Raw genomic sequence first — 13,523 nt, 5'->3', positions numbered from 1 at the left:
GAGTAGAATGAAAAAGTTTTTATGGCTGATTTTTATAGGCTTATTGCTAAGCCCTGTTGTATACGGGCAATCATCGGAGTTCTTACAGTATGATAAGAATCTGATTGTAAGAAAACTGGATAATGGATTAACCTATTATATTTACCCGAATACGAATCCCAAAGGGGAAGCCGTTTATCGTTTGTTTGTGAAGGCTGGTTCCGTCATGGAGAAGGAGAATCAACGAGGATTGGCTCATTTCCTAGAACACATGGCATTTAATGGTAGTTATCATTTCCCCTCTGATGGTATGGTTCGTTTCTTAGAGTCGAAAGGAGCCAAATTCGGGAAAGATTTAAACGCGCACACCTCGTTTAATGAGACTGTGTATAAATTGCAGTTGCCTTCATCCAATCCTCAAATGGTAGATTCAACATTAACTATCTTAGCTGATTGGGCAGGCGGGCTTTCTATCGATTCAATGCAGGTAGAAAAAGAACGTGGAGTTATACTTTCGGAATGGTTGTCGAAGAGAGATGCCAAACGCGATAGTGATACAGCTTTTCTATTGGAGCTTCTGAATAGTTCGCACTATTCCGAACGAATGACTATTGGTGATACGGCTGTCATTAGAAACTGTAAACGAGAGGATATTCTGGATTATTATCAAACATGGTATCATCCTTCACTAATGGCTGTGGCCGTTGTAGGTGATATAAATCCTGAACAGGTTGAGACGCTTATAAAGGAGAAATTCGGGAAACTATCGTCTCTTGCCTCTCCTATTTGGAAGCAATGCCACATTCCTGTTTATAAAAAGGAAGCGGTAAAGATACTTACCAATGAATCGCTGAAAACAATAGAATTGGATATGATTCAGTTGCTGCCACTTTCAAAACCGGTTCAGACAGCAAAGGATTATAAGGCTTATTTGACCCGAACATTATTGAATCGCCTTTTTAAGATGCGAATGAATGCTTGGGCTTTTGAAAATCCTTCTTATAGGAAAGCCAGTATTCAGTACTCAAGTTTTCTGAATGCAACTGGAGTATTGCTATGTTCGGTAGAACTACTACCTGGGAAAATGGAAAAAGGTATTTCGGAGTTTATTGCACAGCAACAGCAAATCTTTCGTTATGGGTTTACTGAGACAGAAATAGAACGTGCCAAAAAGGTTATTTATAATAACTTGGAGAATAAACTTCAAAATCAGCAAAATCCTGCTTCCGTTGAATTAATGAACGATATTTATGCCGATTTTTATGTAGGAAACAGATTTACCTCATTACAAGAAGAGTATCGATTAGTTCAACGATATTTTCCAGAACTAGACTCTGTTGCTTTGGTTAGGAATTTGGCAAAAGTATATTCACCCCAAAAGATGCATTATCTATTGCGAGCAAATGAAAAAGCTAATAAGGAAGTGAATGGAGATGCGACTTTGATGTCAATTATAAAAGAAGCCAGAAAACAATCTTCGAAACGGTATAATAAATATTTTTCTGTACCGGATGAATTATGCCAATTACCGTCGGGGGGACATATTGTCAGAGAAGAAAATATACCAGAGATAGGAGCTGTGTCTCTTTGGCTAAATAATGGCACGCGCATTATATTTAAGTCTTCAGAACTCGATAAGGGGAAGGTGTTGTTGACTGGTTTTCGGAAAGGAGGGCTTTATTCTTTAGATTCTTTACATTATTATACAGGTCTATTCGCTCCCAGTATTATTTCACTTTCTGGAGCCGGAAATTTTTCAAGGGATGCATTGAACTATTTTCTGGCAGGAAACTCTGCTTCTATGCGTCTACTTGTTGATAAGACACGTACTGGGCTAGCTGGAGTATCGCAGGTAAAGGATATGGAAACAATGTTTCAACTACTCTATACCAAATGGATGTACCCCCAGTTGGATACAGCAATTTGTAAACAAACAATAGAGAAGACAAAAGAAAATTATCGTGTCAAGCAAAAAAGTCCGACGGAGTTTTTTCAGGAAGAACTAATGTGGCTTTTGAACGGACGAAATTACACAAATACAATACTTTCTGATTCTTTAATAACACGATATGTAAAGCAAGAGGATATGCTTCCTCTATTCAATCGTTTTTATGGTGCAGCGAAAGATTACACATTTGTTATTTTGGGAGACTGTACTATACAGGATATAAAGCCGTTAATCACTACATATATCGGTGGATTACCTAAAGGATCGAATGATACGGATTGGTGTTATACAGAACGTAATATACCTTATAAATCCTGTTCATTGATACGTCACACGGGGGATTCTCCTAAAGCATCAGTTTCATTGATTTTCCAGCAAGACAGTTTGTTAGAGGAGTTTAGCTCATTCACATTGAAATCGAATGTGATGAAAGCGATGTTGCGCACTTGTTTACTTAACCGTTTGCGTGAGGAAATGGGAAAAGTCTATAGTGTAAGCGTAGCTTCGAGTGCGGGTTTATATCCTTCTTTCTTATCACGAACGATGATTGGATTTGTCTGCTTGCCAGAGGATGTTGATAGTTTGGTTAATGCTACACAAGAAGAATTACAAAGACTTTATGAATATCCGGAATCATTTGACGGTATATTAACGGATGTTAAACGTAATCTTTTGAAAGATTTTGAATTGGATAAACAAAAAAACTCTTTTTGGACTTCTTGGATTCGCAATTCCATATTCAATCAACAGGAGGATTGGAAATATCTGAATAATTATGCACAAACAGTAAATAGTATAACAGCAAAAGATATTTCTTCTTTTGCAAAATCTTTATTGAGCACTACTCCCATGATAAAAGCTGTGCTTTACCCTAAAAATTAGTAATAATATGATTGTATAACAGGACTCCGGTCCACAAATATTTATGGTATGAATAGAATGAAAGATTTATTTTGGATGGCAGTAATTGTTTTGTTTGCTGCGTTTTCATCTTGTTCGGATGACAAGAATGATGGGACAGATGAAGGAGTTGAAGCTAAGCTGTTAACCTTTGGGTTTTATGCTGAAGATAATTCAAGTATATTATCAGATGATTATATAGCTACCCTATCTTCCACAACAGCTAAGGTTACTATGCCTGCATTTATAGATAAAAGTGCACTTGTCGCTCGCTTTACGACGAACGATGGTAATATCGTCTTGGTAGATGGAGTTACACAAGTTAGTGGTGCTACTGCCAATGATTTTACAGCTCCTGTAGATTACATTGTTAGTAATGGAAAACAGAATGTAAAGTATACGATAACAGTTGCTAAGTCTTCTAATATGGCTTGGGTAAGAATGCCGGACTTTACAGCGACATCAGTTTTCAGTGGATCTGTTTTAAAAATAAACCCGGTGGATCAAGTTCCATATCTTGGTTTTAAACTAAAAGAAGAAGAGAAAATGGCTGTCATAAAACTTGTTGATGGTACAACTTGGACAGCAGTTGGTTCTTTAGAAGGCTTTGGAGGAGAAGTTAGTTTGTCAAATTATGATTTTGATATTGACAAGGATGGAATTCCTTATGTCGTTTATTCTGATAACAGTGCTACCACAGTTGCAGGTGCTGCGTCTTTAATGAAATGGAATGGGACTACCTGGAATTATGTAGGTAATCAAGGATTTGTAAATGCTCAATCTCAGCAATTACATTTAAGAGTATTAGATAATGGAGAGACTATTGTTTCACAAGTGAACAATAGCAACAAAGTTTCTTTTCCGAGGCGAGTGTTAGTTATGTCTATTTATCAGAACAGTTGGGCGAGTAGTGAATTACCACTTTTGGCTTCCGGGACTCCAATCTATAATTGTAATCTTGCTAAGACAGAGCATGCTGCCTATCTGTTGGTGGTTAACCGTGGGGCAGTAGCAGGCGTAAATTATGGTCATTCAGTATATGAATATAAAAATGGAACATGGAGTATTCTATTAAATAACTATGTAGAACCAAATGCTACTCAGACTGGTATTGTTGGATTGGATATTGAAGCAGAAGAAAATGGTACACTTTATATCTTAACAAGTGATGATGCAGTGACATCAGGTGTGTATAACTTGAGACTAAAGAAATATGATCCGGTAACAAAACAATGGTCCACAGTAGGAGGAAATCCATTGCCTTTGGATTTTAAAACCTCAACTTCAACTTCAGTGGCCATATCAATAGCTCCTGATGGTACTCCTTTTGTTGCCTACAGAGATGAACAAGATCAAGATTATCCAAAGGTTATTTATTTGGATAATGAAACTAAGCAATGGTCAGATCCTCATAAATTAGCAGATATTGCTTCTAGTAATTTGAATATAGCTTTCTCCTCCACAGGAGTTGGATATATTTCATTTACAGATGACAATAACCATGCTATAGTTTTTAAATATACAGATAAGTAAACGTTATGCTTTTAATAAAATAATGTAAATGCGAGGAAGGGTATAGATGGTTTTTATCTTAATATATCCTTCCTTGTTTTTATATTAATAAGATGAAAAAATGAAAAAGTTCATGATTATATATATATTCTTCTTATTAGGCAGTTTTGTTTCCACAAAATGTTTGGCTCAAGATGTTGCTTGGATAGAAGGTTGTGTCTATGAAGATGGTAATCAAAATGGGATTCAGGACAAAGGAGAAAAAGGTATTTCGGGAATAGCCATATCTAATGGAGATACTGTTCTACTTGCAGATAAACAGGGACATTTCAGAATCAGACTTTCTAAGGGAAACAGTATCTTCCCGATTCTTCCGAATAATTGGACACTATTGTCTAATCAAATAGTAAATTCAGGATTTTATTATTGGAATAGTCATGGGGATACCGAGACGCAACAAATCAATTTTGGATTGAATAAGAAAAAGGTAAATAAGCATTTCTCAATAAACGCAATAGGAGATGTACAAGTCGGTAATTCTCAGGAGTTGGATTATGCTTCCCGTTCTTTATGGCCAGAACTTTTGCAAGCAGATTCGTCTTCGTTCAATATATTTTTAGGTGATTTAGTGAATAACAATTTAAATTTATTTCCCGCTATCAAACAGATGATGGAACTATTGCCTGTACAATCATGGACAGTTATAGGTAATCACGATCGGGATGCTGATTCTATAAGGATTAATCAAACCTTTTCATATAATACAGCTTTTGGATCAGCGACTTATGCTTTTAACGAAGGAAACGTACATTTTATTGTTCTAAATAATGTCTATGGTAAAGGAACACGTTCTTATGTAGGGAAGATTTCTGATAGTCAATTGCGCTTTGTCTCAAATGATCTGAAACTTGTACCTAAAAATGCTCAGATCGTACTTTGTATGCATATTCCATTAGTACATACTACTAATTCATCCGCATTGATTGAAATATTAGAAGGACGAGGGAATGTTTTAGCTTTGACTGGGCACATGCATCAGGTGGAGAGGAATTTTTTACATGGTCAGGATGTTTGTGTACATGAATTAGTAACAGGGGCTTCTTGTGGTTTCTGGTGGGTGGGAGAAAAGGATTGGGAAGGTATTCCGTCTGCTTTGATGCAATGTGGTACTCCTCGTAATTATTTTGTTTTTGATTTTACAGAGAAAGACTATTCTTTCCGGTATAAGGGCATAGGGATGGATGCTTCCCGACAGATGAATATTTGGATTGCAGGTATTGACTCGACAGATGTTTATATCGATGAATTGAGAAACAAACACCAGGGAGAAATGCTTGTAACTGTTTATGGAGCTTCAGATAGTACAATAATACGTTGTCGTTTGGATAATGGTGAATGGTTATTATGTGAGAAGAAAGAAGAACTTGATGTGAATGTAGCAAGGGTGAGAAGTTGGAATCAGCTAAAAATATATCCAACTCGTTTCAATCGTAGAAATCCGTTCAGAAGGCAATTTTCTCCTCAAATCTGGGGACTACAATTACCTAAAGAGTGCTGCGAAGGTGTTCATTTGATCGCTGTTGAAGCTTCTGATCAATGGGGATTTAAAGCTAGTGGCGAACGCTGCTTTTATTATCAAAGATAGTATTTTTTAAGGAATTCTGTATATCTGTAAATAGAGCCAATATCTGTCTTATTAGACAATCGGATACATTGGGTAATATGACTAACAAGTAACTTCATCTTTTTTATTATGATATAAATGAAGCAATATAAGTCGCTGCTTTTGGTGAAGTCAGAAAAAACAGAATACTTATATTTCTTTTGTTGCAGAACATTTTGCTCCTGTCGTCAACCTTTTTTCGGAATAATTTGTTTACTTTGTGTCACCTTATTTACACTGACACATTTTACATGAAACGAAAATGGATACGTTGGGTAAGCTGGATACTGCTTACTCCTATAATACTCTTTGTAATACTAATGGTATTGCTTTATGTTCCTCCCGTTCAGAATCTTTTGCGTCGGGAGGTTACTGCATACGCCTCTAAAGTAACCGGCATGCAGATTCAGGTGGAGCGGATAGACCTTCGTTTCCCACTTAATCTGTTGGTACGTGGCGTGGAGGTCATTCAACAGCCGGACACCCTTTTGTCTTTAGAAAGCCTCAATGTCCGTGTACAGGCATGGCCGTTGATAAAAGGAAAAGTTGAAGTGGATGAAGTGACTTTGAGCCGGGTAGCCGTTAATTCAGCCGATTTGATGGAGGGAATGAAGATTAAAGGCGTTTTGGGACGTTTCTTCCTGCAAAGTCATGGCGTCGATCTGTCTAATGAACTAGCGGTAATCAATCAGGTCGAACTATCCGACACTCACATGCAGCTACTGATGAATGATACCACAACTACACCCAAAGATACCACAGCTTCTGCTCCGATCAACTGGAAAGTAGCTCTTCATCAGTTGAAATTGAAAAATGTATCGTTCGGCATGCAACTTCCTGCTGATTCCATGCGTATGACGGCCCATATTGGAGAAGCGGCCATCAATAATGCTCAAGCAGATTTGAAGAATCAATACTACGACTTGAAGAAGTTCTTATTATCGGGAACCTCCGCCAGCTATGATACCGGAACTGCTCAACCGACAGAGGGCTTCGACGCTTCTCATATTGCCGTTCGGGATATTCGCATCGCTCTGGATTCCTTGCTGTATAAAGGGAGGGATATGAACGCAGTCATTCGTGAATTTACCATGAACGAACGCTCCGGATTGAGCGTCACTGCCCTGACGGGTAGAGCCTACTCCAATGATTCTGTTATCTGTGTTCCCAGTTTGAAACTGAACACTCCACATTCTGAAATCGATTTATCTGCACATACCTATTGGGAACTGGTCAACATCCCGACTACGGGCCGCTTGTCTGCCCGTCTCAATGCCTATATTGGCAAAGAAGACGTCATGCTATTTGCCGGTGCTCTACCTGAAAGCTTCAAAGAAGCCTATCCATTCCGCCCGCTCGTCATCCGTGCCGGTACGGATGGCAATCTGAAAGAAATGCAGATTTCCCGCTTTACAGTAGACCTGCCAGGGGCTTTTGCATTGGAGGGCGGTGGTCTTTTGGAAAACCTCGCCGACAGCCTCACACGCACCGGAACCATCGGTCTGAAAATGACCACTCAAAACCTAAACTTCCTGACCGCTCTGTCGGGAGAAGCCCCTAATGGCACGCTTGTTATTCCTGACAGTATGAATCTGGTGGCGAAAGTGGATATCAAAGGTCCTGAATATAAAGCAAATCTCCGTTTGAAAGAAGGACAAGGAGCTATGGATGTGAATGCGGCCTTAAATACCGCTACCGAAGTCTATAAGGCTGATCTGAAAATAGACAATCTGCAACTTCATAGTTTCCTCCCGAAAGACTCTATCTATGAACTTTCTCTCTCGGCTGCAGCTAATGGTCGTGGATTAGATGTCATGTCCTACCATTCATTTGCCAAATTGAATCTTGCATTAGATCAACTTCATTATGCTAAATACCATCTTTCCGATCTTGATCTGACGGGAGAACTTAAAGGCGCATTGGTCACTGCACATCTGACAAGCGATAATGCTTTATTGAAAATGATAACAGATGCTGAATATAATCTGGCACACAGTTACCCCGACGGTAAAATAACGATTGATGTTACTCAACTGGATTTGCATGAACTGGGAATTATGCCGCAGTCAATGAAGCGTCCGTTGACTTTTAACTTAGTTGCCGAAGCCCGTCGGGATTTAGTTTCGGCACATTTAATCTCCGGTGATATGAAACTCGACTTGAGCGCACGCTCCGGTGTTAATCCTTTAATTCGCCAATCTACTCATTTTGTGGATGTATTGATGAAGCAGATTGATGAGAAAGCATTGAATCACGCTGAATTGCGTAAGGCGTTACCGACGGCAGTTTTCTCTTTCTCTGCAGGGCAAGAAAACCCCTTGGCGTATTTTCTGGCTACTAAAAAGATTGCTTACCATGATGCTTCAGTGAAATTTGGAACGGCTCCTGATTGGGGAATCAATGGAAAAGCCGCTATTCACGCTTTGAAAGTAGACACCTTACAACTAGACACGATTTTCTTTACAGTCAAACAAGATACCACACTCATGAAATTGCGTGCCGGTGTTATTAACGGACCGAAGAATCCGCAATTCTCCTTCTCTACTACACTGACAGGAGAGATTCGTGACCGGGATGCGGAACTGCTGGTAGATTTTAAGAATGGAAAAGGAGAAACGGGCGTACTGCTCGGTGTCAATGCGCGTCCTTTGTTTGAAGGGCAAGGAAAAGGCGATGGATTAGCTTTCACATTAATCCCGGAAGAACCGATTATCGCCTTCCAGAAATTCCATTTTAATGAGAATCACAACTGGATTTATGTGCATAAGAATATGCGTGTATACGCTAATGTAGATATGTGGGACGATGAAGGAATGGGATTCCGTGTACATTCGGTGCGGGGGGACACTGTTTCTTTACAGAATATTGATGTCGAAATCCGAAGAATCAGTTTAGCCGAATTGAGCAAAGTACTGCCTTACTTCCCGGAAATAACCGGTTTATTCTCTGCGGAAGCACACTACGTGCAGACTGAAAAAGATCTTCAACTCTCGGTTGAATCATCTATTGACGAGCTGACTTATGAACGTCAACGAATTGGTGATGTAACATTAGGAGCTACCTGGTTGCCGGGTGAACAAGGGAAACAATATCTTAACGCTTATCTGAATCATGACAAAGTGGAAGTGATGGTGGCGGATGGCAAGCTGGTTCCAACCCGGACAGGAAAAGATAGTCTGGAAGTAAATGCCACTCTGGAGCACTTCCCGCTCCGTGTAGCAAACGTATTCATTCCCGATCAGATGGTTACATTAGCCGGTGATATGGATGGTAATCTGAACATTACCGGTAGCACCGAACAACCTTTGATTAATGGCGAACTGATATTGGATAGTGTTACTGTCCTTTCCCGGCAGTATGGTGCTAACTTCCGGTTCGATAACCGCCCGGTGCAGATAAAGAATAATCGTTTGGAATTTGATAAATTCGCTATTTATACAACAGGAAAAACTCCGTTTACGATTGACGGATCTGTTGATTTCAGAGATATGTCCCGGCCGATGGCAAATCTGAATCTGCTGGCGCAGAACTATACGCTTCTGGATGCCAAACGTACCCGTGAAAGTCTGGTTTACGGAAAAGTATATGCTGATTTCCGGGCAACGGTGAAAGGTCCGTTAGACGGATTGAATATGCGTGGAAACATGAGCTTGTTGGGCAATACAGATGTTTCTTATATATTGACCGATTCACCGTTGACTGTGCAGGACCGTTTGGGAAGTTTGGTAACCTTTACTTCATTTAGTGACACCACGACGGTTGTTCAGCAAGAAGTGCCGACCGTTTCTTTAGGCGGGCTGGATATGGTGATGATGGTACACATCGACCCGTCCGTTCGTTTGAAAGTCGATTTGGACGCAAGCAATGACAATCGTGTTGAACTGGAGGGAGGAGGTGACCTCTCAATGAAATATACTCCGCAAGGTGATCTGACATTGACCGGACGCTATACGTTGAGCGGTGGTTTGATGAAATATGCTTTGCCTGTCATCGCTGCCAAAGAATTTGCTATCGACAACGGCAGCTATGTGGAATGGACGGGAAATCCTATGGACCCGATGCTGAACTTCAAAGCAACCGACCGTATCCGCGCTTCTGTCTCCGAAGGAGAGAATGGCGGAACACGTATGGTTAATTTCGATGTGTCTATCGTCGTCAAGAACCGACTGGATAATCTTTCTTTCGCCTTTGACGTATCTGCCCCCGAAGACGCAACCATACAAAATGAATTGACGGCTATGGGCGCGGAAGAGAGAGGTAAACAGGCTCTATATATCATGGTTATGAAAACCTACCTTGGCACCGGACCGATTGGTGGCGGAGGTGGTGGACTGGGTAAACTGAATATGGGTTCTGCATTGAACTCCGTATTAAGTAGCCAAATCAACTCATTGATGGGAAACCTGAAAAATGCCAGTGTTTCTGTCGGTATCGAAGACCACGATCTGTCGGATACGGGTGGTAAGCGTACGGATTACAGTTTCCGTTATTCACAACGTCTCTTCAATAACCGTTTCCAGATTGTAATCGGAGGTAAAGTTTCTACGGGTGAGAATGCGACGAATGACGCGGAATCTTTCATCGATAACATCTCTCTGGAATATCGCTTGGATAGAACCGGAACCCGTTATGTCCGTCTGTTCTACGATAAAAACTACGAGAGTGTACTCGAAGGCGAGATTACGGAAACCGGAGTCGGTCTGGTACTTCGCAAGAAGCTGGATAAACTTAGCGAACTGTTCATCTTTAAGAAAAAGAAGTAAACATGAAAGGTATATATAGTAACATATTAATAAGTTGCCTGATGGGTATCATCTTATTCTCGGGTTGTTCGGTGACAAAGCATCTGCCCGAAGGGGAGGTACTTTATACAGGAGGAAAAACTGTCATACAGAATAAATCGACAACATCGGTAGGAGGGACAGCTCTGACAGAGATTGAGGCGGCCCTTGATAAAACTCCCAGTACGAAGATGTTGGGAGGGCTTCTGCCTATTCCTTTTAAGATGTGGATGTACAATGACTTTGTGAAATATAAAAAAGGATTTGGAAAGTGGATGTTCAACCGTCTGGCTGCTAACCCTCCGGTATTTATTTCCACTGTCAATCCGGAGGTCCGCATCAAGGTGGCTACAAACTTGCTCCGTGATTATGGTTACTTCAATGGGAAAGTGACTTATGAAACATTGGTCGATAAGAAAGACAGCCTGAAAGCAAGTATCCTGTATACGGTAGACATGAAGAATCCTTATTTTATAGATACGGTTTATTATCAGCGCTTCACTCCTCAAACGTTGCGCATTATGGAACGGGGACGTCGAATGTCTTATATAAGTCCCGGCGAGCAGTTTAACGTGGTCGATCTGGATGAAGAGCGTACCCGTATCAGTACGCTGTTGCGTAACCGGGGATATTTTTACTTCCGTCCCGATTATATGACTTATCAGGCAGATACGACATTGGTTCCCGGTGGACATATCAGCCTTCGTCTGATTCCCGTTCCGGGATTACCCGCTGCGGCACAACGTCCTTACTATGTAGGAGATGCTTCTGTTTACCTGTTTGGCAAGAATGGTGAGGCGCCCAATGACAGCATGATGTATAAGAATCTGAATATACATTATTATAAGAAATTGCAGGTACGTCCGAATATGCTTTATCGTTGGTTGAACTATCAACAGTTTGTGCGGAATGCACAGATGCGGGCTTCCAATCGCACTCGTCTTTACAGTCAGTATCGACAGGAGCAGGTGCAGGAGAAACTTAGCCAGTTGGGAATCTTCAGTTATCTGGATTTACAATATGCTCCGAAAGATACGACAGCCGTTTGTGATACGCTGAACGTAACCATGCAGGCCACGTTTGCCAAGCCGCTGGACGCCGAACTGGAATTGAATGTCGTAACCAAAAGTAACGACCAAACCGGTCCCGGGGCATCATTCGGCGTCACCCGGAACAATGTATTCGGAGGTGGCGAAAGCTGGAACGTGAAGCTGAAAGGCTCTTATGAATGGCAAACCGGCGGAGGAGAAAAAAGCTCTTTAATGAACAGCTGGGAGATGGGAGTTTCTACCTCTCTGACTTTCCCGCGCGTGGTTTTCCCGCATTGGGGGAAAAGGGAGTTTGACTTCCCGGCTACCACTACATTCCGTTTATACATCGACCAGTTGAACCGTGCCAGGTATTATAAACTGTTGTCATTCGGCGGAAATGCTACCTACGATTTCCAACCGACACGTACAAGCCGTCATAGTATTACCCCTTTCAAACTGACATTCAACGTCCTTCAACACCAATCGGAAGAATTCAGGGAAATTGCCGATGCTAATCCTGCATTATATATCAGTTTGAAAGACCAGTTTATTCCTGCTATGGAATATACCTATACCTATGATAATGCTTCCGCACGCGGTATTAAAAATCCGATTTGGTGGCAATCGACTGTAACCTCTGCCGGTAACCTGACCTCGGTGATTTACCGTGCTTTCGGTCAGTCTTTCAGCAAAGAGGACAAACGTTTGCTGAACGTCCCTTTCGCGCAGTTTGTGAAACTGAATACGGAATTTCGCCATTTGTGGAATATGGACAAGAATAATAAGATTGCTTCCCGTGTAGCTTTGGGGGCTCTCTTCGCCTACGGTAATGCAACGATAGCCCCTTACAGCGAACAATTCTATGTGGGTGGTGCCAACAGCATCCGCGCTTTTACGGTACGTAGCATCGGCCCGGGCGGATACCATCCGGCGGAAAGCCGCTATTCTTACCTCGACCAGACGGGTACTTTCCGTTTTGAGGCAAATGTAGAATACCGTTTCCGTATCTTTAAGAGCATTTGGGGAGCCACTTTCCTGGATGCGGGAAACGTTTGGCTGATGCGCAAGGATGAGGCACGTCCCAATTCACAACTCGAACTGAAAACGTTCCCGAAACAGATCGCTTTGGGCACCGGTGTCGGTATTCGTTATGATATGGATATTCTTGTGTTCCGTCTTGATTTCGGTATTCCTTTGCATCTGCCTTACGATACAGAACGAAGCGGATATTACAATGTCACAGGATCCTTTATGAAGAATCTGGGAATACATTTTGCTATCGGTTATCCCTTCTAACGTTCTTTCTTTGTCTTGAAACAAAGAAAGAACCAAAGAAAATTCAAGGCTGCGTTTTTCCGGCTACTCCGGTGTTCTCTCCGGCTAAAGGGCAGAAACTCGCTTCGCTCAAACAGTCTGCCCTTTTTAACGCTGGAGAAAACGCCTGCGCTTAACGCCGGAAAAACGAGGCCGATCCCCTTTCGGCGTGTTTGCTGCATAGGTTAATGAATTACCGGATTTCTTGATTTGTCATTGATGTACTTTTGATTCTGCATAGGTTTACATGCCGAAAGGTTTTCCGACCTACTTTTTTCTCCGTTAAGCGAACACCCGTAACGAAGCGTTAAAAAGGGCAGATTGTTTGAGCGAAGCGAGTTTCTGCCCTTTAGCGTAGTGAAGGGTGTGAGTAGGAGAAAAAAGTCAGTCTTGAA

General features: G+C 41.3%; 5 protein-coding genes. All 5 read left to right on the top strand.

Translation table 11 applies throughout. The annotated features are described in order from the left end of the window. The first annotated feature begins 7 nt into the window (after positions 1–7). The 5 genes from KFO40_RS11835 (at position 8) to KFO40_RS11815 (ending at position 13,110) form a co-directional block, all read left to right on the top strand. The gene (locus KFO40_RS11835) at positions 8–2,809 is read left to right on the top strand and encodes a M16 family metallopeptidase (protein ID WP_004304924.1); all 2,802 of its coding nucleotides are present in this window, start codon (positions 8–10) and stop codon (positions 2,807–2,809) included. 48 nt (positions 2,810–2,857) lie between these two features. Next, entirely contained in the window at positions 2,858–4,360 is a 1,503-nt protein-coding gene (locus tag KFO40_RS11830; RefSeq protein ID WP_225450265.1) for a hypothetical protein, read from the top strand. Between the two features lie 100 nt (positions 4,361–4,460). After that, complete coding sequence (locus KFO40_RS11825) at positions 4,461–5,984, top strand: calcineurin-like phosphoesterase C-terminal domain-containing protein (protein WP_211146390.1); 1,524 nt, start codon at positions 4,461–4,463, stop codon at positions 5,982–5,984. 269 nt (positions 5,985–6,253) lie between these two features. Beyond that, on the top strand, positions 6,254–10,765 hold the full coding sequence (locus KFO40_RS11820; protein WP_181981098.1) for a translocation/assembly module TamB domain-containing protein: 4,512 nt from the start codon (positions 6,254–6,256) through the stop codon (positions 10,763–10,765). Between the two features lie 2 nt (positions 10,766–10,767). Continuing rightward, the gene (locus tag KFO40_RS11815; RefSeq protein ID WP_061448207.1) at positions 10,768–13,110 is read left to right on the top strand and encodes a BamA/TamA family outer membrane protein; all 2,343 of its coding nucleotides are present in this window, start codon (positions 10,768–10,770) and stop codon (positions 13,108–13,110) included. Positions 13,111–13,523: the final 413 nt, after the last annotated feature.

Origin of the sequence: Bacteroides sp. 1001302B_160321_D4 (assembly GCF_015667765.1) — a bacterium.
Taxonomy (GTDB): domain Bacteria; phylum Bacteroidota; class Bacteroidia; order Bacteroidales; family Bacteroidaceae; genus Bacteroides; species Bacteroides xylanisolvens.
Note: the sequence above shows the minus strand (reverse complement) of the source record. Positions and strands in the feature narration are given on the sequence as shown.